Origin of the sequence: Streptomyces sp. NRRL S-1022 (assembly GCF_000720135.1) — a bacterium.
GTDB lineage: Bacteria > Actinomycetota > Actinomycetes > Streptomycetales > Streptomycetaceae > Streptomyces.
In genome coordinates this window covers 257,610-281,139 of sequence record NZ_JOIU01000007.1, presented here as the reverse complement: position 1 = coordinate 281,139, position 23,530 = coordinate 257,610, and the positions used below count along the sequence as shown (strand labels likewise).

At 72.1% G+C, this 23,530-nt stretch carries 20 protein-coding genes and 1 pseudogene; 9 read left to right on the top strand and 12 right to left on the bottom strand.

Features of this window, described 5'->3' with window-relative positions:
• Together IG05_RS42060 and IG05_RS0110485 are read left to right on the top strand one after the other, a co-directional pair.
• A pseudogene (locus IG05_RS42060) lies at nt 1-875 on the top strand (cytochrome c oxidase subunit I); the annotation flags it as partial.
• Nucleotides 872-1,222 (top strand): cytochrome C oxidase subunit I, encoded by a 351-nt coding sequence (locus IG05_RS0110485; RefSeq protein ID WP_078894022.1) that lies wholly within the window; start codon nt 872-874, stop codon nt 1,220-1,222. The pseudogene IG05_RS42060 and the gene IG05_RS0110485, both read left to right, overlap by 4 nt.
• Before the next feature lie 136 nt (nt 1,223-1,358).
• Here the strand turns inward: IG05_RS0110485 and IG05_RS0110480 are convergent, their stop codons facing one another.
• The 8 genes from IG05_RS0110480 to IG05_RS0110445 form a co-directional block, all read right to left on the bottom strand.
• Nucleotides 1,359-3,116, bottom strand: a complete 1,758-nt coding sequence (locus tag IG05_RS0110480) for a pyridoxal phosphate-dependent aminotransferase (protein ID WP_030341325.1) — start codon at nt 3,114-3,116, stop codon at nt 1,359-1,361.
• 100 nt (nt 3,117-3,216) lie between these two features.
• Nucleotides 3,217-4,380, bottom strand: coding sequence for an aldose epimerase family protein (locus tag IG05_RS0110475; RefSeq protein ID WP_030341323.1), 1,164 nt, complete (start codon nt 4,378-4,380; stop codon nt 3,217-3,219).
• Between the two features lie 26 nt (nt 4,381-4,406).
• Nucleotides 4,407-5,651, bottom strand: a complete 1,245-nt coding sequence (mmsB, locus tag IG05_RS0110470) for a multiple monosaccharide ABC transporter permease (RefSeq protein WP_030341322.1) — start codon at nt 5,649-5,651, stop codon at nt 4,407-4,409.
• On the bottom strand, nt 5,648-7,198 hold the full coding sequence (mmsA, locus tag IG05_RS0110465; RefSeq protein ID WP_030341320.1) for a multiple monosaccharide ABC transporter ATP-binding protein: 1,551 nt from the start codon (nt 7,196-7,198) through the stop codon (nt 5,648-5,650). Before mmsA ends, mmsB begins: the two co-directional genes overlap by 4 nt.
• A gap of 34 nt (nt 7,199-7,232) precedes the next feature.
• Complete coding sequence (gene chvE / locus IG05_RS0110460) at nt 7,233-8,342, bottom strand: multiple monosaccharide ABC transporter substrate-binding protein (RefSeq protein WP_030341319.1); 1,110 nt, start codon at nt 8,340-8,342, stop codon at nt 7,233-7,235.
• A gap of 186 nt (nt 8,343-8,528) precedes the next feature.
• Nucleotides 8,529-9,506 carry a hypothetical protein gene (locus IG05_RS0110455; protein ID WP_030341318.1) on the bottom strand — a complete coding sequence of 326 codons (978 nt, stop codon included), beginning with the start codon at nt 9,504-9,506 and terminating at the stop codon, nt 8,529-8,531.
• A gap of 113 nt (nt 9,507-9,619) precedes the next feature.
• Entirely contained in the window at nt 9,620-10,624 is a 1,005-nt protein-coding gene (locus tag IG05_RS0110450; protein WP_030341316.1) for a zinc-dependent alcohol dehydrogenase, read from the bottom strand.
• Complete coding sequence (locus IG05_RS0110445; protein ID WP_030341314.1) at nt 10,621-11,778, bottom strand: mandelate racemase/muconate lactonizing enzyme family protein; 1,158 nt, start codon at nt 11,776-11,778, stop codon at nt 10,621-10,623. Before IG05_RS0110445 ends, IG05_RS0110450 begins: the two co-directional genes overlap by 4 nt.
• 201 nt (nt 11,779-11,979) lie before the next feature.
• Here IG05_RS0110445 and IG05_RS0110440 point away from each other — a divergent pair, with 201 nt between their 5' ends.
• Together IG05_RS0110440 and IG05_RS0110435 are read left to right on the top strand one after the other, a co-directional pair.
• Nucleotides 11,980-12,912 carry an SCO2400 family protein gene (locus IG05_RS0110440; protein WP_030341311.1) on the top strand — a complete coding sequence of 311 codons (933 nt, stop codon included), beginning with the start codon at nt 11,980-11,982 and terminating at the stop codon, nt 12,910-12,912.
• 197 nt (nt 12,913-13,109) lie between these two features.
• Nucleotides 13,110-14,270, top strand: a complete 1,161-nt coding sequence (locus IG05_RS0110435; RefSeq protein ID WP_030341309.1) for an EstA family serine hydrolase — start codon at nt 13,110-13,112, stop codon at nt 14,268-14,270.
• Between the two features lie 162 nt (nt 14,271-14,432).
• On the opposite strand, the gene IG05_RS0110430 is transcribed toward IG05_RS0110435, so the two are convergent.
• Nucleotides 14,433-14,852, bottom strand: a complete 420-nt coding sequence (locus tag IG05_RS0110430; protein ID WP_030341307.1) for an organic hydroperoxide resistance protein — start codon at nt 14,850-14,852, stop codon at nt 14,433-14,435.
• Nucleotides 14,853-14,947: 95 nt separating this feature from the next.
• Complete coding sequence (locus tag IG05_RS0110425; protein WP_030341304.1) at nt 14,948-15,982, bottom strand: NADP-dependent oxidoreductase; 1,035 nt, start codon at nt 15,980-15,982, stop codon at nt 14,948-14,950.
• A gap of 88 nt (nt 15,983-16,070) precedes the next feature.
• Here IG05_RS0110425 and IG05_RS0110420 point away from each other — a divergent pair, with 88 nt between their 5' ends.
• Genes IG05_RS0110420 through IG05_RS0110410 form a run of 3 tightly spaced genes read left to right on the top strand, consistent with a single transcriptional unit; the run spans nt 16,071 to nt 17,954 of the window.
• Complete coding sequence (locus IG05_RS0110420) at nt 16,071-16,508, top strand: MarR family winged helix-turn-helix transcriptional regulator (RefSeq protein WP_030341302.1); 438 nt, start codon at nt 16,071-16,073, stop codon at nt 16,506-16,508.
• A gap of 40 nt (nt 16,509-16,548) precedes the next feature.
• Nucleotides 16,549-17,343 (top strand): EI24 domain-containing protein, encoded by a 795-nt coding sequence (locus tag IG05_RS0110415; protein WP_030341299.1) that lies wholly within the window; start codon nt 16,549-16,551, stop codon nt 17,341-17,343.
• Complete coding sequence (locus IG05_RS0110410; protein ID WP_030341298.1) at nt 17,340-17,954, top strand: LysE family translocator; 615 nt, start codon at nt 17,340-17,342, stop codon at nt 17,952-17,954. Before IG05_RS0110415 ends, IG05_RS0110410 begins: the two co-directional genes overlap by 4 nt.
• Here IG05_RS0110410 and IG05_RS0110405 read toward each other — a convergent pair.
• Together IG05_RS0110405 and IG05_RS0110400 are read right to left on the bottom strand one after the other, a co-directional pair.
• Nucleotides 17,926-19,179 (bottom strand): hypothetical protein, encoded by a 1,254-nt coding sequence (locus IG05_RS0110405; RefSeq protein WP_030341296.1) that lies wholly within the window; start codon nt 19,177-19,179, stop codon nt 17,926-17,928. The genes IG05_RS0110410 and IG05_RS0110405 overlap by 29 nt on opposite strands.
• Before the next feature lie 90 nt (nt 19,180-19,269).
• Nucleotides 19,270-19,851: a TetR/AcrR family transcriptional regulator gene (locus tag IG05_RS0110400; RefSeq protein WP_030341294.1), complete on the bottom strand. Its 582-nt coding sequence runs from the start codon at nt 19,849-19,851 to the stop codon at nt 19,270-19,272.
• 103 nt (nt 19,852-19,954) lie between these two features.
• Here IG05_RS0110400 and IG05_RS0110395 point away from each other — a divergent pair, with 103 nt between their 5' ends.
• Nucleotides 19,955-22,396, top strand: a complete 2,442-nt coding sequence (locus IG05_RS0110395; protein WP_030341293.1) for a glycoside hydrolase family 3 protein — start codon at nt 19,955-19,957, stop codon at nt 22,394-22,396.
• 434 nt (nt 22,397-22,830) lie between these two features.
• Nucleotides 22,831-23,523 carry a hypothetical protein gene (locus IG05_RS47745; RefSeq protein WP_158838840.1) on the top strand — a complete coding sequence of 231 codons (693 nt, stop codon included), beginning with the start codon at nt 22,831-22,833 and terminating at the stop codon, nt 23,521-23,523.
• The last annotated feature ends 7 nt before the right edge of the window (nt 23,524-23,530 follow it).

Below are 23,530 nucleotides of genomic sequence, written 5' to 3'. Positions count from 1 at the left end.
CATGCCGATCTTCGTGTGGAACGTGCTGCTGACCGCCGTCCTGGTCCTGCTCGCCTTCCCGGTCCTCGCGGCGGCGCTGTTCGCGCTGGAGGCGGACCGCAAGCTCGGCGCCCACGTCTTCGACGCGACCAACGGCGGCGCACTCCTGTGGCAGCACCTCTTCTGGTTCTTCGGCCATCCGGAGGTGTACATCATCGCGCTGCCGTTCTTCGGGATCGTCACCGAGGTCATCCCGGTCTTCGCCCGCAAGCCGATCTTCGGCTACATGGGTCTGGTCGCCGCGACCATCGCGATCGCGGGCCTGTCCCTGACGGTGTGGGCGCACCACATGTACGTTCCTCATCGCCGTCCCGACCGGCGTGAAGTTCTTCAACTGGATCGGCACCATGTGGAAGGGCTCGCTGTCCTTCGAGACGCCGATGCTCTGGGCCGCCGGCTTCCTCGTCACCTTCCTCTTCGGTGGCACCTTCTGGACGCTGTTCGTCGGCTTCCACGGCACCTTCCTGGTCCAGCACTGGCTGGGTGCCGAGGGCATGCCGCGCCGGTACGCCGACTACCTGGCCGCCGACGGCTTCACCGCGCTGAACACGGTCTCCACCATCAGCTCCTTCCTGCTCGGCCTGTCCATGCTGCCGTTCTTCTACAACGTGTGGAAGACGGCCAAGTACGGCAAACCGGTCGGCGTGGACGACCCGTGGGGCTACGGCCGCTCCCTGGAGTGGGCGACCTCCTGCCCGCCGCCGCGGCACAACTTCGTCACCCTGCCGCGGATCCGTTCGGAGTCCCCGGCGTTCGACCTGCACCACCCGGACATCGCGATGCGGGAACAAGAGGCCCACGCGCTCCCGGCCGGCGACCAGCGGGGTCACGGGTGAGCGGTCTGCCCAAACAGGGGGCGGGCGCCGGCGGTGACCTCGGCAACGAGGTGGAGGGCTACCTGCTGTGGCAGGCCCGGGTCGCGGAGGCCGAGCGGCGCGCCCGCGAGTTCGCCGGCCCCCTGGAGTGGCTGACGACGGCACAGCGGGAGCAGATCGAGCAGCGGTACGTCGCCGACAGCCTGCAACGGGCCAAGGGGGACCTCGAACGGATCGCGGCCCGGTGCGTGTCGCTGCGCGCGGAGTACGAGCAGCGCTACCGGGAGCTGCGCCGGCGCTGCGTGGGCATCGCCCTCGCGGTGTGCGCCGGCTGCGTCGCGCTGGCCGCGCTGAGCGTGGTCCTCTGACGCGCCGCCCTCCGACGTCCCGCCCTCCGTCGCGCCGCCCCTCTGGGGCTCCGCCGCAGACCCCGCCAGGGGCTCCGCCCCTGGACCCCGGCCTCGCCCACCCACCACCCGACCCGGTCGGCTGGAAGGGGAGGGATCAGCCGGCTGCCTGGCCCGTTCCCGCCGCGTTCGGCCAGCTCCGGGCGTTGGGCCAGCCCGTCGCGGGGGCCGGGGTCAGGCCCGCGGCAGGCGCCGGTGCCGTCATCCCGCGCACCTGGGCCGCGGTGAGCCCGCCACGGGCCGGAACCCCGGGCGGAGTGGGGGCGACGGCGGGGGCCGGCGGCACGGCCACGGCGGCCGGGGCGGGCACGGGCACCGGCGCCGGGGTGAACGCCGGTTGCGGGGCGGGCACGGGCACCGGTGCCGGGACCGGGGTGAACGCCGGTTGCGGGGCCGGGGCGGGTACGGGTGCCGGGACCGGGGTGAAGGCCGGCTGGGGGGCCGGGGCGGGTACGGGCGCCGGCTGTGGGACCGCTGCGGGCATGGGCGCCGGCGCGGGGGTGAACGCCGGCTGCGGGGCCGGGGCGGGGGCCGGCTGGGCTGCCGCCGGCATCGGCATCCCGCCGCCGGCCGGCGTGACGGCGGCGGGGAGCGGCATGCCGGTGCCGGCGGCCGGAGCGGGGCCGGCCGCGGTCAGCTGCATCCCGGCCCCGTTGGTCTCGCTGACCAGCCGGTCGACCGCCGCCGTACCCGAGCTGTAGCTGGTCCCGGTGCCCGGCTCGGGTACGGCGGCTCCCCTCCCGGACCCGTAGAGCACCTGTTCCAGGCCGGACACCAGGCGACGCACGTCGACCTGGGGGCGCACCACGAGCCGCAGGAAGCGGCTGGAGGATCCGATCTTGTTGCCGCACTCGCGGACCAGGATCCGGTGCTCGGTGAGCATCCGGTCCCGCACCACCGTGCCCTCGGCGCCCACGGGCAGGCGCACGAAGAGGAAGTTCCCCTGGGAGGGGTAGACGGTGAGGCCGGGGAGCGCGGAGAGGTGGCTGGCCATCTCCAGCCGGTCGCGGCGGACCTGCGTCAGGCTCCGGGCGTACTCGGTCCCGTGCTCCTTCAGCATGAACACCACGTGCTCGGCGAAGGAGTTGAGGTTCCACTTCGGCAGCATCGAGCGGACCTTGCCGGCCAGCGCCGGATTGGCGACGAGGTAGCCGAAGCGGATACCGTGCAGGCCGAAGTTCTTGCCGAGGCTGCGCAGCACGATCACGTTGGGGCGGAGCACGGCCTCCTGGACGACGCTGGGCTCGGCCTCCGCGTCGGCGAACTCCAGGAACGACTCGTCGACCACGACGAGGTCCAGGTCCGCCATGGCGTCCATGAACTGCACCACCTGCTGCCGGCGCAGATAGCCGCCGTCGGGGTTGTTCGGGTTGCAGACCACGGCGACCCGGGTGCCCCGGGCGCGGATGAACTCGGCGTACTGGGCGAGGTCCAGGGCGAAGCCGTTCGCCTCCTGGAGCGGGAACATGTCGACCCGCTTGCCCGTCTCCATCGGCTGGTCGGTCCAGCGGCCGAAGGTGGGGACCGGGACGGCCAGGGACTCGCGGACCAGGAGGTGGTCGATCCAGGTGATCAGCTCCGTGGAGCCGTTGCCCATCGCCACGCACTGCGGCGGCAGCCGCAGCAGCGAGCACAGTTCACCGGTGATGGTGTCGGCGCTGCTCGGGTAGTACGTGACGATCTCCCGCAGCCGGCCCGCCAGCTCCTCGAACATGGCGGGCGTCGGGAAGTACGGGTTGCAGGGGATGCAGAAGTCCACCGGGCCGGTCCCGTCGCCGCCCTCCCGCGTCAGCGCCGCCATGGAGGGGCTGTGCGCGGCGGTGCCGCGGAACAACGAGGTGACGTTGCCGGCCAAGGGGACCTCCGTTCAGGTGGCCCGTGCGGGGGAGCACGGGCCGCCCTTCGATACGGAGGAGACCCCGGTGGCGTTCAACTCACCCGGGGTGTGAGCCGGTTCACCTTCCGAACGTGTGCACCGTCGTCGTCCGGTACGTCTGCCCCGGCCGCAGCACCGTCGACGGGAAGTTCGCGTGGTTCGGTGAGTCCGGGAAGTGCTGCGTCTCCAGGCACAGGGCGTCGCCCTGCCGGTAGGTGCGGCCACCGGTGCCGGTGAGCGTCCCGTCGAGGAAGTTGCCGGAGTAGAACTGCAGGCCCGGCTGGTCGCTGGCGATCTTCAGGGTGCGGCCCGAGCGAGGGTCGCGCAGGGTCGCGATGTGCTCGGGCTTCGCCGTGATCCCCTTGTCCAGGACCCAGTTGTGGTCGTAGCCCTTGGCCTGCACCTGCTGCTCATGGCCCGCCCGGATGTCCCGGCCGATCGGCTTGGCGTGCCGGAAGTCGAACGGGGTGCCCGCGACCTGGGCCAGCTCGCCGGTGGGGATCAGCCCCGAGTCGGTGGGGGTGTACCGGGACGCGGCGATGGACAGCTCGTGGTCCTCGATCGTGCCGCTGCCCTCGCCGGTGAGGTTCCAGTAGACGTGGCTGGTGAGGTTGACGACGGTGGCCTTGTCGGTGGTGGCCTCGTAGTCGATGCGCCAGTCGCCGTGCCGGTCGAGGGTGTACGTCACCTTCGTCCGCAGCGTGCCCGGGTAGCCCATCTCACCGTCGCCGCTGGTGTAGTGCAGGTGCAGCCCGACGTCCGAGCCCCTGGTGAACGGCTCGACGTGCCACACGTGCTTGTCGAAGCCCTTGGCCCCGCCGTGCAGGCTGTTGACGCCGTCGTTCACGGAGAGCTGGTACGCCGTGCCGTCCAGCGTGAACCGCCCCTTGCCGATGCGGTTGCCGTACCGGCCGATCAGGGCGCCGAAGTACGGGCTCTTCGCCACGTAGTCGGCGAGGTTGTCGAAGCCCGCCACCACGTTGGCGTGGCGGCCGTGCCGGTCGGGGATCTCCAGGGTCTGGACGATGCCGCCGTAGGAGAGCACCTTCAGCCGGGTGCCGCCGTTCGCCAGCGACCAGCGGTACACCTTGGTGCCGTCGGCGAGCGTGCCGAAGAGTTCCTTCACCGGCTTCCGGCCTGCGTGACCACCGGTGGCGGCCTCGGCGCTGCCGGTGCCGAGGGTGGTGGCGGCCAGGCCCGCCGCCGCTGCTCCTGCTATGACCGTGCGTCTGTTCAGTTCCATGGTGCGGCTCCGTGTTGTCTGGGCGCTTACGAACCGGACTTGCGCTTGTTCCACACGTCGAACCCGACCGCCACCAGCAGGGCGAGGCCCTTGATGACCTGCTGCCAGTCGGTGCCGACGCTGAGGAGGTTCATGCCGTTGTTCAGCACGCCGAGGACGAGACCGCCGATGATGGCGCCGAGGACGGTGCCGACACCGCCGCTCATGGAAGCGCCGCCGATGAACGAGGAGGCGATCGCCTCCAGTTCGAAGTTGACGCCCGCCTTCGGCGAGGCCGCGTTCAGCCGGGCGGCGACCACCATGCCGGCCAGGGCCGCGAGCACGCCCATGTTCAGGAAGACGTAGAAGGTGACCTTCTTGTCCTTCACGCCGGACAGCTTGGCCGCCGGCAGGTTGCCGCCGATCGCGTAGATGTGCCGGCCGAAGACCGCGTTGCGCATGATGTATCCGTAGCCGACGACCAGCGCGCCGAGGATGATCAGCACGATCGGGGCGCCCTTGTAGCTGGCGAGCAGCAGGGTGAGCACGAGGATCGCGGCGACCAGGGCGGTCAGCTTGAGCAGGAACAGCCGGACCGGCAGCACGTCCAGGGAGAACTCCTGCTGGCGGCGGCGGTCCCGGAACTCCTGCCAGACCACGGCCGCGATCAGGACGATCCCGAGCAGCAGCGTGAGGTTGTGGTAGTTGGTGTGCGGGCCGGCCTCGGGCAGGAAGCCGTTGCCGAGCTTCTGCAGGCCGTCGGGGAAGGGGCCGAGGGTCTGGCCCTTGAGGAGGATCTCGGTGAGGCCGCGGAAGAGCAGCATCCCGGCGAGGGTGACGATGAACGACGGGATGCCGAGATAGGCGATCAGGTAGCCCTGGACCGAGCCGGCGACCGCGCCGACCGCCAGGCACAGCACCAGTGCGATCGGCCAGGCCACCCCGTGCTGCACGGTCAGTACGGCCGCGAAGGCGCCGACGAACGCCGTGAGCGAGCCGACCGACAGGTCGATGTGCCCGGCGATGATCACCAGCATCATGCCGATCGCGAGGATCAGGATGTAGCTGTTCTGCAGCACCAGGTTGGAGACGTTGCGGGGCAGCAGCAGGTCGCCGTCGGTCCAGATCGCGAAGAGGACCACGATCAGGCCGAGCGCGATCAGCATGCCGTACTGGCGCATGTTGCGGCGCAGTCCGGCCAGCACCAGGCCGAGCAGCCCCCCGCCGGCGGCCGGTCCGCTCCTGCCCGGCGGCGCGGGGGCCGGGCTCTTGGCGGTCACATCCGTGCTCATCGCGTTACCTCTTTGTCCTTCGTCATATGGCGCATCAGCACTTCCTGCGTGGCCTCGGCCCGGGACACCTCGCCGGTCAGCCGCCCGGCGGCCATCGTGTAGATGCGGTCGCACATGCCGAGCAGCTCGGGCAGCTCGGAGGAGATGAAGACGACCGCCTTGCCCTGGGCGGCGAGCTGGTCGATGACCGTGTAGATCTCGTACTTGGCGCCCACGTCGATGCCGCGGGTCGGTTCGTCGAGGATCAGCACGTCCGGCCCGGCGAAGATCCACTTGCTGAGGACGACCTTCTGCTGGTTGCCGCCGGAGAGCTTGCCCACCGGCTCGAACACCGTGGGCGCCTTGATGTTCATGGAGGTCCGGAATCCCTCGGCGACCTGCCGCTCCTCGTGCTCGTCCACCACACCCCGCCTGGCCACCTTGTCCAGCGCGGTCAGCGAGATGTTCCGGTTGATGGTGTCGATGAGGTTCAGGCCGTAGTGCTTGCGGTCCTCGGTGACGTACGCGATGCCGTGTCCGATGGCCTCCGCGACCGTCTTCGTCCGGATCTCCGTGCCGTCCTTCAGGACGGTGCCGCCCGCGTACCGTCCGTACGTCCGCCCGAAGACGCTCATCGCGAGTTCGGTGCGGCCCGCGCCCATCAGGCCCGCGATGCCCACGATCTCCCCGCGGCGCACGGTCAGCGACACGTCGTCGACGACCTTGCGCTGCTGGTCGATCGGGTGGAACACGGTCCAGTCGCGGATCTCCAGCGCCGGTGCCGCGCCCTCCTCCGGCTGGTGCGGGCTGCGCTCGGGGAAGCGGTGGTCGAGGTCGCGGCCGACCATGCCGGCGATGATCCGCTCCTCGGTCGTCCCCGGCGCCTTCACGTCGAGGGTCTCGATGGACCGGCCGTCCCGGATGATCGTCACCGAGTCGGCGACCTTGCGGATCTCGTTGAGCTTGTGGGAGATGATGATCGAGGTGATGTCCTGGTTCTTCAGCTCCAGGATCAGGTCGAGGAGCTTGTCGCTGTCCTCGTCGTTCAGGGCCGCCGTCGGCTCGTCCAGGATCAGCAGCTTCACCTGCTTGGACAGCGCCTTGGCGATCTCCACCAGCTGCTGCTTGCCCACGCCGATGTCGGCGACCCGGGTCTCCGGGTGCTCGTCCAGACCGACCCGGCGCAGCAGTTCGGTGGCGTGGCGCAGGGTCTCGCGCCAGTTGATGAGGCCGCGCGTGGCGTGCTCGTTGCCGAGGAACAGGTTCTCGGCGATGGACAGGTGCGGCACCAGGGCCAGCTCCTGATGGATGATCACGATGCCGTGCTGCTCGCTCGCCCGGATGTCCCGGAACCGGCAGGTCTCTCCCCCGAAGAGGACGTCGCCCTCGTAGCTGCCGTGCGGGTGCACGCCGGACAGCACCTTCATGAGGGTGGACTTGCCGGCGCCGTTCTCCCCGCAGATGGCGTGGACCTCGCCCTGCCGGACGGTCAGCGTGACGTCCGACAGCGCCTTGACACCGGGAAAGGTCTTGACGATCGAGCGCATTTCCAGGACGGGTCCCGCCATGGTCGTGCCTTTCAATCCGTAGGAAAAGGGCGGGTTACTTGAGATCGGCCTCGGCGTAGTAACCCCCGTCGACCAGCACCTGCTTGTAGTTGCCCTTGTCGACGCTCACCGGCTGGAGCAGGTAGGCGGGCACGACCTTGGTGCCGTTGTCGTAGGTCTTGGTGTCGTTGACCTGCGGCTTCTTGCCCTTCAGGGAGTCGTCCATCATCGTGGCGGCGACCTCGGCGAGCTTGCGGAGGTCCTTGTACACGGTCTGCGTCTGCTGACCGGCGATGATCGACTTCACCGAGGCCAGCTCGGCGTCCTGGCCGGTGATGACCGGCAGCGCCTTGCTGCCCGAGCCGTAGCCGTCCGACTTCAGCGCGGACAGGATGCCGATGGAGATGCCGTCGTACGGCGACAGGACCGCGTCGACCCGGCCGCTCTTGTAGGAGGAGGTGAGGATGTCCTCCATGCGCTTCTGCGCGGTGGTGCCGTCCCAGCGCAGGGTGACGACCTGCGGCAGCTTCGTCTGCCCGGACTTGACCACCAGCTGCTTCTTGTCGATGTACGGCTGGAGGACGCTCATGGCGCCGCCGAAGAAGTACTTGGTGTTGTTGTCGTCGTTGGAGCCGGCGAACAGCTCGATGTTGAACGGGCCCTTCTTGCCCTTGCTCAGCCCGAGCTTGTCGACGATGTACTGGCCCTGGAGCTTGCCGACCTTCTCGTTGTCGAACGAGGCGTAGTAGTCGACGTTCTTGGTGCCCAGGATCAGCCGGTCGTAGGAGATGACCGGGATGTTCGCGTCCGCGGCCTGCTGGAGCACGCTGTTCAGCGACTTGTTGTCGATGGCCGCGATGATCAGGCCCTTGACGCCCTGGGTGATCAGGTTCTCGATCTGGGAGACCTGCTGCTCGGGGTCGTCCTCCCCGTAGACCAGCTTGGTCTTGTAGCCCTTGGCCTCAAGGTCCTTGACGACGTTCTTGCCGTCGGAGATCCAGCGCTCGGATGACTTGGTCGGCATGGCGATGCCGATGGTGGCGCCCTTGACGTCACCCGACTTCTGCTTGCTGCCGCCCTCGCCGCTCTGGCCGCAGGCGGTCAGGGTGAGGGCGAGCGAGGCGGCGCCGGCTATGGCGGCGAGGGCGCTTCTACGAGTGCGCATGGTGATCGGTCCCTGTTCTTCTCGTCGTTCGGAGCTTGTTGAGCGAGGTCGGTGAAGCGCCCTGAAGGGGGCGCGGGACTGTGGCCGATATGCGGCTCCGCCGCGATGGGGGTCCCCCCCGGGTTCGAGCGGAGTCGAGGACTTGGGGGAGCGACCCGCCACGCACGGCCCGCGGTCCCCATCGGGTCAGTCCGTGGCACCTTCGGAGGCGAACCGGTGCAACGCCCCCGGCAGCCGGGAGCCGAGCGGCGCCATGTCGCCGTCCGCGCCGTGCCGGGCGAGCAGGTCCAGGGCGAGCCGGCCGCGCCGCACCCGCTCCCGGGCGGTGTCCAGGGTGACGTCTCTGAGGTGGGTGCCCCACGGGTAGATGCCGGGCGCCTTGGACAGGCCGAACTTCAGGTAGAGCGGTGCCCCGCGCCGGATCAGCTCGGCGACCTCGTACATCCGGACGTAGCCGCCGAGGTCGTCGGGGGCCTCGATGTACATGTCCATCGGGGCGCCGGACACCCGGCGGATCTCGGTGAGGTGGTCCAGCGTCAGATCGCTGGGCACGTTGACGGAGTCGGCGCCGAGCCGCTCGTAGACGGCGTACGAGGCCGGGTTGACGGGGCCGATGAGCGCCGAGACCTTCAGCGTGGTGTCGGCCGGGATGATGCCGCTCTCGCGGGCCCGGTGCAGGGTCCACAGCACGCCCTCGTCGGCGACCAGCAGGCACTTCACGCCCAGTTCGGTGGCCCGGACGGCGTCCTCGACGCAGCCGGCGACCGCGTCGTGGCCCCGGGCGCGCAGTCCGGCCCCCCGCGAGTCGGACCGCACCGAGCCGCCGATGTCCCAGGTGCCGCGCGGGCCGGTGAACAGGCAGAGTTCGATGTCGCGTTCGGCGGTGGCGTCGACCATCTCGGTGATCTCGGCGTCGGTGAGCATCCACACGCCGCTGCCCTGGCTGATCCGGTGGATCGGCACGTCGAGGCGCGAGGCCTCCTTGAGGACGACCGCCAGCGCTTCGGGACCCTCGCACGAGGGGATCTCGGTGCGCCAGCGACCGCCGCCCGGGAAGGTGTGGGCGGAGGCGTCGGCGGGGTCGAGGGCGGGCGCGGCCAGGCCGAGTGCGGCGAGCACCTGCTCGCCGGGCCTGCGGGCTGCCGGAGCGGAAGCGTCGGTCACAAGCTGTCCTTCGTGTTCGGTATTTCGGACGAGGTTCGCGGCTCTCGGTACGGAAATGCGCCGGGTGTACGCCGGCCGGGGCGCCGTCAGGTCGCGCCCCGGCCGGCGTACGGTCAGGGGCGGAGCAGCACCTTGCCCACCTTCGGATCACCGGCCCCCACCAGCTCGATGGCCTGCGGGAACTCGGTCAGCGGCAGCTCGTGCGTGACCAGCGGCAGGGGATCCAGCAACCCGGCGCCGAACACCCGCACGGCGTACGCCCAGGCGTCCGGCGGCGCCCCGAAGACGGTGTGCACCTCCAGCTGCCGTACGACGAGGTCGGTCGGGTCGAGCCCGTCAGCGCCCGCCGCCGGGATCCCGGTGAGGACCAGCCGGCCGCCGCGCCGCAGCAGCGCGGCGGCGGTGCGCGCGGCGGACGCCGAACCGGCGGTCTCGATCACCACGTCGAAGTCGTCGGGCAGCTTCCGGTCCTTCAGCCGGAAGTCGCTCGCCCCGAACCGCCGGGACAGCGCCTCGCGGTCGCCCCGCGTGCCCACCACGAGCAGCTCCGCCGGCGAGACCGCCTTCAGGAACTGCACGGCGAACATGCCCAGCGTGCCCGTGCCGACCACCGCGACCCGCTCACCCGGCCGGGCGTTCGCCTTCAGCGCGGCGGCGGCGATGCAGGCGGCCGGCTCCAGCAGCGCGGCGGCGGTCAGGTCGGCCCCGTCCGGCAGGACGTGCAGCAGCCGCGCGGGCAGCGTGAGCGTGGCCGCCATGGCGCCGGGCTGCGTGAACCCGGTCTCCTCGTACCCGGCCGTGCACAGCGTGGTCTCGCCCGCGTGACAGCGGTCGCAGACCTGGCAGTTGCGGAAGCCCTCGCCGACCACCTTGCGGCCGACGAGCGAGCCGGGCACCCCGGCGCCCACCGCCCGCACGGTCCCGGACCACTCGTGCCCGGGGGTGAGCGGATACCGCACGTACCCTTCGGGCCGGTTGCCCTGGTACACCTCGCGGTCGCTGCCGCAGATGCCGGCCGCGTGCACCGCGACCAGCGCCTCGCCGGGACCGGGCTCGCGCGGTGTGTGGGGCTCGACCCGGTGCGCGCCCGGAGCCTCGACGAGGACCTGGGAGCTCACTTGACGGCCTTCGGCTTGCGCTGTTCCCAGCCCTCGGCCCACAGGTCGAACCGGGCCTGCTGCTGCGGGAACTCGGCCGCCGCGTCGACGTCCAGCTCGACGCCGAGACCGGGCGCGTCGGAGAGGTGGAAGTAGCCGTCCACGACCTGCGGCGCGCCCTTGACCACCTTCTTGATCTCCGCGTCCGCGAAGTCGTTGAAGTGCTCCAGGATCTTGAAGTTCGGGGAGGTGAACCCGACTTGGAGGGAGGCGGCGGTGAGCACGGACCCGCCCACGTTGTGCGGGGCGACCAGCATGTAGTGGGTCTCGGCGGTGGCGGCCAGCTTCCGGGTCTCCCAGATGCCGCCGATGTGGCCGACGTCCGGCTGGATGATGTCCACGGACTGGCTGTCGAACAGCTCGCGGAACTCGATCCGGTCGTGGATGCGTTCACCGGTGGCGACCGGGATGTCGACCTTCGCGGCGACCTTCTCCAGCGCCTTCAGGTTCTCCGGCGGCACCGGCTCCTCCAGCCAGGCCGGCTTGAAGGGGGCCATCTCCTTGGCCAGCCGGACGGCGGTGGCGGGGGAGAACCGGCCGTGCATCTCCAGCATCAGCTCGGCCTCCGGGCCGATGGCGTCCCGCACGGCCTCGATGAGCGAGACGGCGTACCGGGTCTGCTCGTGGTCCAGTTCGAAGTGCCCGGTGCCGAACGGGTCGATCTTCAGCGCCTTGTACCCGCGCTCCATCACCCCCTGCGCGGCCTTGTGGTACGCCTCCGGCGTTCGCTCGGTCGTGTACCACCCGTTGGCGTACGCCTTGACCTTGTCGGTCACCTTCCCGCCGAGCAGCTGCCACACCGGTACGCCCAGTGCCTTGCCCTTGATGTCCCAGCACGCCATCTCGACGACCGCGATGCCGGACATGACGATCTCACCCGCACGGCCGTAGTCGCCGTACTTCATCCGGCGCACCAGGTCCTCGACAGCGAACGGGTCCGATCCGAGAATGTGGTTGGTCTCGGCTTCCCGCAGATAGCCGATCAGCGCGTCGGTGTGCCCGAGCATCCGGGTCTCGCCGACTCCCGTGATGCCCTCGTCGGTGTGCACCTGGACGTAGGTCAGGTTGCGCCACGGCGTGCCGACCACGTGCGTGCTGATTCCGGTGATGCGCACGGCAGTTGCCCTTCAGACTGTTCGAGATTTCGTCACACGTTCGAAATGCTGGCGTGACAGTAAGGATGGTCCGGCAGGGGTGTCAATGGGGCGAACAGGTAACGGTTTCGGCAAGGCTTTCGAGAACTCTTTCGATCTCGCACGAAACCTTCACAGCCCCGCCTGGAACGGGGCTCGCGCGGACCTTAGTCTTCCCGCGTCATGGACTACTGCCCCCCGTGCCAACGGCACCTCAACGGCGCCCTGGCCTGCCCCGGGTGCGGAACGCCGGCCGGCCGTCCCGTCGTCACCACGGCCGCGCCGGCCGCGCACCCGCACGCGTACGGGCACGGGTACGCGCAGCCGCCGACGGCGTACGGCAACCCGTACGACGCCCCCAACGACCCGCTCGGCGCGCCCGAGGCGCCGGACGACCCGGACCGGTGGCCGGAGACCGGCGCGGCCGCCCACGCCGCCGGCCGCACGGACGAGTACGCGGACGAGGCCGCGGACGAGGTCGCGGGTGAGTACCCGGACGAGGACGCGGGCGGGTCCGCCGGCCGTGGGACCGCCGAGGAGGCCGCCCCCGGCGGCCGGCGGGCCGCCCGGGCCGGGGCGAGCCGGCGGGACCGCAAGGCCGCCGTGCACCGCCGCCGCCGTCGCCGCACCGTGCTGATCGCGGCCGGGTTCGTGCTCGCGGCCGGCGGACTGAGCTTCGCCGAACTCGGCACGGACGCGCCCTTCTCGCCGTTCTCCAGTGACGCCCCGGCCCCCGCCGGGGACACCACGGCGGACGGCGGTGCCGCCTCCCCCGCGCCGGACCGCACCGCGGACCCGGGCGGCACCGTCCCCGGCACCACCGCGGGCGCGGCCGGTTCCGCCTCCCCGGACGCCCCGGCCTCGGCGTCCCCCTCGAAGTCCGCGAAGGACAAGGACAAGGACAAGGCCAAGGACTCCGCCTCCCCTTCCGCCGAGGACACCGACGAGGGCCGGCCGCCGGCCGGCACGCACTCCGGTACGGCCGCGACCACCCCCGCCGGCCCGGCCGCCAGCGCGCCCGCCGCCACCCCCACCGCGGCCCCGACGACCGCCGCCCCCACCCCCACGCCCTCGCCCACCAGGACCTGCGACCGTTTCCTGTGGTGGTGCACCTGAGCCCGTCGCCGGTACGCCCCGGCGCACCCCGCGCCGTTCCGTTCCGTCCGCCGTCCGGGGCATCCGTGACACCCGCCGGCCCGCACGGGGTTGAGTCGAACGGGCACGTCCCGCCGTACCGATCTCGGAACGCCCGCACTCGACGGGGCGTTGCGCCGACGGGGAGCAGCGGGCAGCGGATCGGTCAAGGAGAGTGGATGACGCAGGAGATCACCGTCCAGGGCGCGGTCGCCGAGGGCTTCGAGCCGGTGCGCGAGGAGTTCGCCGCCCTCGTCGCCGGGGAGCGGCAGGACTACGAGGGCCAGTTGTGCGCGTACGTCCACGGCCGCCGGGTCGTGGACCTGTGGGCGGGCCCCGGGGTGACGGGCGACACGCTGTACGCCGTGTACTCGGCCACGAAGGGCGCGGCCCACCTGGTCGCGGCGCTGCTCGTGCAGGACGGCACGCTGGAGCTGGACCGCAAAGTCACCTACTACTGGCCGGAGTTCGCGGCCGAGGGCAAGGGCGCGCTGACCCTGCGGGACCTCCTCACGCACCGCGCGGGGCTGATCGGCACCGACGCCGGGTTCACCCTCGCCGAGCTGGCCGACGACCGGATGATCGCCGAGCGCCTCGCCGACCAGCGGCCCTTCTGGCGGCCGGGCACGGCGTTCGGCTACCACGCGCTGGTCATCGGCGCGCTGACCGGCGAGGTCGTCCGCCGGGCGACGGGCCGTACCCTCCAGGAGGTCTACGGGGAGCGGATCCGCGCCCCCCACGGCCTCGACCTCCACCTGGGTCTGCCGGCCGCGCACGAGCCGCGCTTCCGCCCGGTCCAGCCGATGCTGCCGGCCCCCGCGCAGCAGGCCCAGCTCGACGCCGAGCCGGCCGGCCCGCACACCCTCGCCTCGATCGCCTTCAACCGGCACGGCGCCCAGCCCACCGATCTGGAGAGCCTGCCCAACGAGCGGCTGATCCGCGCCGGGGGCCCCGCCTCGGTGGGCGGCGTCGGCTCGGCGCGCGGTCTCGCGGGCATGTACGCGGTGATGATCAGCGAGGTGGACGGCAGCAGCCCCCTGCTGAAGGAGGACACGCTGGCGGAGTTCGGCCAGATCCACTCCTCGGGCTACGACCTGGTGGCCCGCGCCCACAAGTCCTTCGGTCTCGGCTTCCAGGCGACCGCCGACACCTGGCACCCCTTCCTGGGCGCCGGCACCCTGGGCCACAGCGGCGCGAACGGCGTCCAGGCCTTCGCGGACCCGCACAGCGGCATCGCCTACGGCTACACGAGGCGCAGGTTCGCGTTCCCGGGCGGAGCGGCCCCGGAGAACAACAGGCTGGCGGCGGCCGTCCAGCGAGCGGCCCTGGCAGCACCCTGAGGGGATGCGGGACCGCATCGGTGTGCGGCTCCGCCGCGTGGGCGCGACCAGCCGTGACCGGCCGGCAGCCGGACCCGCACGGCACCCGGCAGGCGCCCCCGGCCGGGAAGCAGCCGCACCCCACGTCCAAGGGTGCGGCTGCCGATGTGGAAACGACGAAGGTCAGACCAGCGTCACGGTGATGTTCCCGCGAGTCGCCTTCGAGTAGGGGCACACCTGGTGAGCCTTCCCGACCAGGTCCCGCGCGGTCGCCGCGTCCACGTTCGGGATGCTGGCGGAGATCTCCACGATGATCCCGAACCCGTCGTCGTTCTTCCCGATCCCGACCTTCGCCGTGACGGTCGACCCGGAGACGTCGGCGCCCTCCTGCCGGGCGACCACGGCCAGCGCCCCCTGGAAGCAGGCGCTGTAACCGGCGGCGAACAGCTGCTCCGGGTTGGTCCCGGACCCGCTGCCGCCCATCTCCTTCGGTGGATTGACGACGACGTCGAGCCGGCCGTCGTCCGTGGCGACCCGCCCGTCGCGGCCGTTCTCGGCGGTGGCGACGGCGGTGTACAGGACGTCGGACTGCGTGATGGGCATGCGGTTGTCCTCCTCCTCGGTCCGCCGCGACTCGCGCCCACGATCGGCGACGGATTTCGGAAAGAAGTTACCGCATGCCGAAAATCACCGGAAGGCTAGAGCTTGACGACCATCTTGCCGACGTTGTCGCCGCGCAGGACCCCGAGGAACGCCTCCAGGGTGTTCTCGATACCTTCGGCCACGGTCTCCCGGTACTTCAGCGCGCCCGAGGCGACCCACGGACCGACCTCCTGGACGAACTGCGGCTGGAGGTCGTAGTGGTCGCCGACCAGGAAGCCCTCGATGCGGCCGCGGGTCTGGATGAGACGGGCGAGGTTCTTCGGGCCGGGGGCGGGCTCGGTGTTGTTGTAGACCGAGATCATGCCGCAGACCGCGATCCGGCCACCCTCGTTCAGGGAGCCGATGGCGGCCTCCAGGTGGTCCCCGCCGACGTTGTCGAAGTAGACGTCGATGCCGTCGGGCGCGGCCTGGCGCAGCTGCTCGGCGACCGGGCCGGTCTTGTAGTTGAACGCGGCGTCGAAGCCGTACTCCTCCACCAGCAGCCTGACCTTCTCGTCGGAGCCGGCCGAGCCGATGACCCGGGAGGCGCCCTTGAGCTTGGCGATCTGGCCCACCTGGCTGCCCACGGCCCCGGCGGCGCCCGACACGAAGACCACGTCGCCCTCCTTGAAGGAGGCGGTGCGCAGCAGGCCGGCGTAGGCGGTCAGGCCGGTCATGCCGAGGACGCCCAGGTACGTCGACAGGGGCACCTCCTGGGCGCCGGCGTCGACCTTGACGGCGGGGACGGCGGCCGGGCCCACCTTGACGGCGTGCCGGGCGTCCACGGCCGCGTACTCCCGCCAGCCGAGGAAGTGCAGGACGTGGTCGCCGACCTCGATGCCCTCGGCGCGGGACTCGACCACCTCGCCGACCGCACCGCCCTGCATGACCTTGCCCAGCTCGAAGGGGGCGACGTACGACTTCGCCTCGCTCATCCGGCCGCGCATGTACGGGTCGACGGAGAGGTACTTGTTCCGCACCAGCACCTGGCCCTCGCCCGGGGTCGGGACCGGCGCCTCGACCAGGGCGAAGTCCTCGGGCTTCGGCCAGCCGACGGGACGGCTGAGCAGGTGCCACTCGCGGTTGATCATGACAGAGCCTTTCCTGTTACTTCAGTACCTGAAACAACCCTGCACCTGAATATTTCATGATGTCAAGTAACCGGGTATCCTGGTCGCCATGTCCACCCCATCGAAGAGTCATCGCCCCGACGCCCTCACCCTGGAAGTCGTGGAGCTGATCGGTGACGTCGTGGCCCGCTTCTACGCGGACTACGAGAAGGCGGCGGGCGAGCACACGCTGACCGGTCCGCAGGCCCGGCTCCTCAGCCTGCTCTCGCTGGAGCCGCTGCCCATGCGCAAGCTGGCGCAGAAGCTGAAGTGCGAGCCGTCGAACGTCACCGGGATCGTGGACCGCCTGGAGTCCCGCGGCCTGGTGGAGCGCCGCCCCGACCCGGCCGACCGCCGGGTGAAGGTGGCCGCCGCCACCGAGGAGGGCCGCCGGATGGCCCGGGACCTGCGCGAGAGCCTGCACTTCGCGCGCGAACCGCTCGCCGCCCTCACCGACGACGAGCGCGGCTCCCTGCGCGATCTGCTCCGCCGCATGCTGGACGTCTGACCAGCCGCACCGGCCCGGCCGAGCCAGTAGAGTCCTCGCCATGCGTGATCTTGGGGTGGGTTTCGGTTATCTGCTGAAGGGCCAGCGCTGGGCGGCCCGGCACGGACGGAGCTACGGCTTCGGACTGCTGCCCGGCCTGATCACGCTGGTCCTGTACGCCGCCGCGCTGGTCGGGCTCGCCCTGTGGGGTGAGGACGCGGTCGGCTGGGCGACCCCGTTCGCCGACGACTGGTCCAGCCCCTGGCAGGGACTGTTCCGCGGCTTCCTGACGGCCGTCCTGTTCGCCCTCGGTCTGCTGCTGGCCGTGCTGACCTTCACCGCCGTCACCCTGCTGGTCGGCCAGCCCTTCTACGAGAGCCTCTCGGAGAGGGTCGACGCCGACGTCTCGCCCGACGGCACCGCCCCCCGGTCCGGCCTCCCGCTCTGGCGCGAGCTGTGGATCTCCGCCCGGGACAGCCTGCGCATCCTGGTCCGGGCCGGCCTGTGGGGCGTCCTGCTCTTCGCCCTCGGGTTCCTGCCGGTCGTCGGGCAGACCGTCGTACCCGTGATCGGCTTCTTCGTCACCGGCTTCTTCCTCACCGAGGAACTCGCCGCGGTCGCGCTCCAGCGCCGGGACGTCGACCTGCGCGCCCGGCTCACCCTGCTCCGCTCCCGCAAGACCCTGGTCTGGGGCTTCGGCACGCCCCTGGGCCTGGCCTTCCTGGTTCCGTTCGTCGCGGTGTTCCTGATGCCGGGCGCGGTAGCGGGCGCCACGCTCCTCGCCCGCGACCTGCTGGGCGAGCAGAACGCCGGGGACGGCACCGACGAGACCGAAGAGGAGAACGTCATACCGTGACCGAGATCCTCGCCGTCGCCGTCATCACCGTCCTGGCCGTCATCGCCCCCGGCGCCGACTTCGCGATGATCGTCCGCAACAGCTACCTGTACGGCCGCCGCACCGGCCTGTTCGCCGCCACGGGCGTCGCCGCCGGCGTGCTGGTCCACGTCACCTACACGATGCTCGGCGTGGGCCTGCTGATCGCCTCCTCCACCTTCCTGTTCACGGTCATCAAGCTGATCGGCGCCGCCTACCTCGTCTACGTCGGCGTCCGCACCTTCCGCACCCGCGGCGGGGTCGAGGTGGACCTGGCGCACAAGACCGCGCTCACGCCGCTCGCCGCGCTGCGCACCGGCTTCCTCACCAACGTCCTCAACCCCAAGACCACCCTGTTCGTCGTCTCCACCTTCGCCCAGGTCGTCAGCCCCGGCACACCGGTCTGGCGGCAGGCGGGCTACGGCCTGTTCATGTCGCTGGCCCACCTGCTGTGGTTCGGCGTCGTCGCGCTCTTCTTCTCGCAGGAGCGCATGCGCACGCTGATGCTGCGCGCCCAGAAGGTCCTCAACAAGGCCGTCGGGTCCGTCCTGGCCGGCCTCGGCATCAGCCTGGCCTTCGCTCCGTCGCACTGACGGCCACGGCGACGATCGCCCGTACCTGGCCGATGATGTCCAGCCGGTTGCGCACGAACTCGGGGTCGGTCACCTCGGTGGTGTTCCCGGCCCCGAACCGGAGCACCGGGGTGTGCACATGCCCGCCGGGCAGGGTGTCGTGCAGTCCGAGCCGGTCCCGCAGCAGGGTGGCCCGGTAGGCGATCTCGTTGGACAGGTAGTCGCCGCCGCCCCCGGCGCGCGCGGCGGAGCCGGGGGTCGGCCCGTCCGGCCGTACGACGGGATCGCCGCCGCCCGCCGGGATCTCGGTCACCTCCGTGTGGTCGTAGACCGGGAAGCGGCCCGTCCGCGCGGCCACGACGGCGGCGTACGGCAGGGTCGTGCTCGTCCACTGCGGCTGTGCCGCCGGGTCGGCGACCGGTACGGTCTCCGTCCGGGAGACGTCGTCGTTGTCCGGGAAGCCGCCGCGCCAGGCGCCGTTGGTCCGCTCGATGTCGAACCGGCCCACGCGGCCCTGGCTCACGGTCGTGAACAGGTCCACCTCCGGCAGGTACGGGCGCAGGGTCCGCTCCACCGTGCCCTCGGCGAAGTCCCGCCAGCGCACCGGGAAGACGGCGGTCTCGATCCGCGCCGGGCCCCGCGCCGTCCGCACCACCGTGCCGTCGAGCGCGAGCGCCGTCGCCCCGGAGGGGTTGGAGATACGGATGTCCCGGTCGAGCGTGAAGGGGTCGAAGCCGGTGAGCAGTACGCGGCGCAGGCGGTCCCGCGCCGGGTAGCGGATGTCGGTCTGTCCCCGCGAGGTCCGCTCCAACCGGTCCAGCAGCGCGTCCCGGTGCGCGTCGGTGAGGCCGAACCCCGGCTCCCACGTCCGTACTTCCCGGCTCATCCCGAGCCGCGCCCAGTACAGCGGCCGGTCGTCGTCCCGGCTCAGGTCGCCGCCCGCCGGCCCCCGCCCCTGCGCCCGGTCCACGGCCCGCCGCCACAGCGCGGATCCCTGCCGTACGACGATGCGCCGGGCCTGCGCGTAGTCGTGCGCCCGGCCCAGCGCACGGGCGAACTCCGGGGCCGCGTCGTCGAATCCCGACCGCCGGAGGATCTCCTGCGGCGCCGGCGCGTCGAGCCGCTGCTCCTCGACGGTGGGGGAGGGGGCGCCGGCCGGTGCGGCGGAGGCGGTGGCCGGGGGAGCGGTCAGCCCGGCCAGCAGGGCCAGACCGAGGACGCCTAGGTGAACGCGTATGCGGGTCAAGGGGGTTGGGTCCTTCCCTCACTGGCGGACACGAGCCGCTCCACGGTATGCCCCGTGAGGTCCGGCCGCCATGGTGGCCCGCGCGCGGCCCTACTGCGCCGGCTCGCCCAGCAACCGCAGGAAGTCGCGGAAGGCGCCCGGCATGTCCACCGCCTCCGGGTCCAGGAGCCACTGGTACTGGAGGCCGTCCATCACCGCCACGAGCAGCGGAGCGGTCCGCTCGGGGGTGAGCCCGTTCGGCAGCCGGTCACCGTACTCGGCGCGCAGCACCGAGGCCATGGTCGCCCGGACACGGGCGTACCGCTCCGTGAAGTAGTCCCGCGCCGGATGCCCCTCCGTCACGCTCTCACCGAGCAGCGCGGAGAAGGTCTGGATGATCGCCGGCCGCATCGCGTTGTACTCGACCAGCGAGGCCAGCAGGTCCACCCGCCACTGCGAGTCCGGCACCGCGTCCCACCGGTCCCGCTCCTGGAGCACCGCCACCAGCAGGGCGTCCTTGGTGGGGAAGTGGTGCAGCAGCCCCTGCTGGGTGAGCCCGACGCGCTCGGCCACCGCGGCCAGGCTCGCCCCCCGGTACCCCCGCTCGGCGATCACTTCGAGCGCGGCCCCGACGAGCTCCGCCCGCCGCTCCTCGCTCCTGACCCTCGCGTTCATGACGTCACGGTACGACATCCCTCTCCCTCGAATATAACGGCAAGATAACGAAACCTACCGCTCTACAGGCGTCCCGGGCACGATGGACCCACCTGCACGGACTCGACGAGGAGGAACCGTTATGGCGGGAGCCCAGCCCACCCCGGCCGAGAGGGCCCGCGAGGCGGTCGTGGAGGCCGCCCTCGGCGCGCTCGACCTCGACACCAAGGCGCGACTGCTGGCCGGCCAGGACATGTGGACCCTGCCCGCGCTGCCCGAGATCGGCCTGGCGTCCCTGGTGATGTCGGACGGCCCGATCGGCGTCCGGGGCGTGCGCTGGACCGCCGACGACCCGTCCGTCGCCCTGCCCTCCCCGACCGCGCTCGCCGCCACCTGGGACCCGGGGCTCGCCCGCCGCGCCGGTGTCCTGCTCGCCCAGGAGGCCCGCCGCAAGGGCGTCCACGTCCTGCTCGCCCCCACGGTCAACCTGCACCGCTCCCCGCTCGGCGGCCGCCACTTCGAGTGCTACAGCGAGGACCCGTACCTCACCGGCGTCATCGGCGCCGGCTACGTCCGCGGCGTCCAGTCCGGCGGAGTCGGCACCACCGTCAAGCACTTCGTCGCCAACGACGCCGAGACCGACCGCCTCACGGTGAACAACCTGGTTCCCGAACGCGCCCTGCGCGAGCTGTACCTGGCCCCCTTCGAGGCCATCGTCGAGAACGCCCGCCCCTGGGGCGTCATGACCGCCTACAACACGGTCAACGGCACGACGATGACCGAGCACCACCACCTCGTCGACGAGGTCCTGCGCGGCGAATGGGGCTTCGACGGCTTCAACGTCTCCGACTGGACGGCCGCCCGCGACACCGTCGGTGCCGCGGGCGGCGGCCTGGACGTCGCCATGCCCGGCCCCCGGACCGTCTACGGCCCCGCACTCGCCCGGGCCGTGCGGGACGGCAGGGTCGCCGAGGCCACGGTCGACGCGGCCGTCCGCCGGGTCCTGCGGCTCGCCGCCCGCGTCGGCATCCTGGCCGGCGCCGAACCGGAGGTCGCGCAGCCGCCCGCGCCGGTCGACGGCGAGGCGCTGGCCCGCGAGATCGCCCGCCGCTCCTTCGTCCTCGTCCGCAACGAGAACCGCGCCCTGCCGTTGCCGCCCCATGGCACCGTGGCCCTGATCGGCGCCGCCGCCCGCGACGCCCGGGTGCTCGGCGGCGGTTCGGCCACCGTCTTCCCGGCCCGGATCGTCTCCCCGCTCGACGGCCTCACCGCCGCGCTCCCCGAGGGCACTCTCAGCTACGCCGTCGGCGCCGACCCGGCCACCGAAATGGCCGTCGCCGACCAGAGCTTCAGCCTGGGCGCCGTGTGCCGCGACGCCGCCGGCGAGGTCATCGGCACCCGCTCCGCCCCCGGCGGGCTCATCCAGTGGATGGGCTCCGACCTCCCCGACGGCGTCACCCACGACACCCTGGACACCGTCGAGCTGACCGGCACCTTCACCCCCCGCGAGTCCGGCCCGCACACCTTCGGGATCAAGGGCACGGGCCCCTTCACCCTCACCGTCGGCGGCACGACGTACTACGACGACGACCAGCGCCCCGGCAAGGACGACCCCTTCGAGGCCTTCTTCGGCGCCCCCGCCCCCCGCGCCGAGGTGGAGCTGACCGCCGGCGAACCGGTCGACGTCTCCCTCACCCATGTCGTCCGGATCCCCGAGGACCTCCCGATGAAGGTGGTCGGCTTCGCGCTCGCCCACTCCGGGCCGCGGCGCGACCCCGACGAGCTGATCGCCGAGGCCGTCGAGGCCGCCCGCGGCGCCGGCACGGCCGTCGTCGTGGTCGCCACCACCGACCGGGTGGAGTCCGAGGGCTTCGACCGCCGGGACCTCACCCTGCCCGGCCGCCAGGACGACCTGGTCCGCGCGGTCGCCGCCGCCAACCCGAACACCGTCGTGGTCGTCAACGCCGGCTCCCCGGTGGAGCTGCCCTGGCGGGACGAGGTCGCCGCCGTCCTGCTGACCTGGTTCCCCGGCCAGGAGGGCGGCGCCGCCCTCGCCGACGTCCTCACCGGCGCCCACGAGCCCGGCGGCCGGCTCCCCACCACCTGGGGCTCCCTCGCCGACGCCCCGGTCACCCGGGTCGTCCCGACCGACGGCGAACTGCCGTACAGCGAGGGCGTCTTCATCGGCTACCGGGCCTGGGAAAAGGCCGGCCGCACCCCCTCCTACCCCTTCGGCCACGGCCTCGGCTACACCGACTGGGCCTACGAGGCCCTGGACGTCGACGGCACCACCGTCCGCGTCCGCGTGCGCAACACCGGCGAGCGGGCCGGGCGGGAGGTCGTCCAGGTCTACGTCTCCCCGACCGGGCCCGGCCCCGAGCGCCCGGCGCACCGGCTGGCGGGCTTCGCGTCCGTCGAGGCCGGTCCGGGGGAGAGTGCCGAGGTCACCGTGGAGCTGCCGCGCCGGACCTTCGAGGTCTGGGACGAAACGGGGAAGGCGTGGGCATGTGTGAAGGGTTCGTACGAGATCACCGCCGGACGCTCGATCGCCGACCGGAGGCTGAGCGCGCCGATTAACGTCTGATCCGGGACAAGCCTCCCGCACGAGCAGCCCCGGCCCGGGACCTGACCCCTGGGCCGGGGCTCGTTTTGTGCGTTTAACAGCGGTATGTCCGGTCCGTCAAGTTACGACTTCCCGGAACCTGACCGGGGTGCCGCCGCCGGGGTTCATTTGAAGCAGCCCGAGAACGGCTCGGGCACAACCCCCACGGAGGCGGATTCCCATGACGAACATCGAGCGCAAGACCGGCAAGAAGCGGCTCGCGATGCTGGCCACCACGGTCGCCCTGGCGGCCGGCGGTGTACTGCTCCCCACCGCCGCGTTCGCCGCGCCGATGGCGCCGCAGGCCGTACACACCCAGGCCCACGACCACGCCAAGCACAGCCCCCAGCACAAGGGCAACCACAACAACCACAACAACCACAACAAGCCGCCCAAGGGCGCGGGCGCCGGGGCTGGTGCGGGTGCCGGGGCTGGGGCGGGTGCGGGTGCGGGTGCTGGGGCCGGAGCCGGGGCTGGTGCGGGTGCTGGGGCGGGTGCGGGTGCGGGTGCCGGAGCAGGGGCTGGCGCGGGCGCCGGTGCTGGAGCCGGTGCGGGTGCTGGGGCCGGTGCGGGTGCTGGCGCAGGGGCTGGTGCCGGCGCTGGTGCTGGTGCTGGTGCGGGCGCTGGTGCAGGTGCGGGTGCTGGCGCCGGGGCTGGTGCCGGGGCTGGCGCGGGTGCCGGTGCGGGTGCTGGCGCCGGGGCTGGTGCCGGGGCTGGCGCGGGTGCCGGTGCGGGTGCTGGCGCCGGGGCTGGCGCGGGTGCTGGGGCCGGTGCGGGTGCTGGGGCCGGCGCGGGTGCGGGCGCAGGAGCTGGTGCGGGTGCCGGAGCCGGGGCTGGTGCGGGTGCCGGGGCCGGAGCGGGTGCTGGTGCCGGAGCGGGTGCTGGAGCCGGTGCGGGTGCCGGTGCCGGAGCGGGTGCTGGAGCCGGAGCGGGCGCCGGGGCTGGAGCCGGGGCGGGCGCTGGAGCCGGGGCCGGTGCGGGTGCCGGGGCTGGTGGCTGAGTCGGGTTGGGGGCGGCTCGGTGGTGAGATCGCTCGCCACGGTCGAGGCCTCCGGGCCGGTGGGACTTCCGTCCCGCCGGCCCGGAGGCCTCCCGCGCCGTCCGGGTGACCGGTGG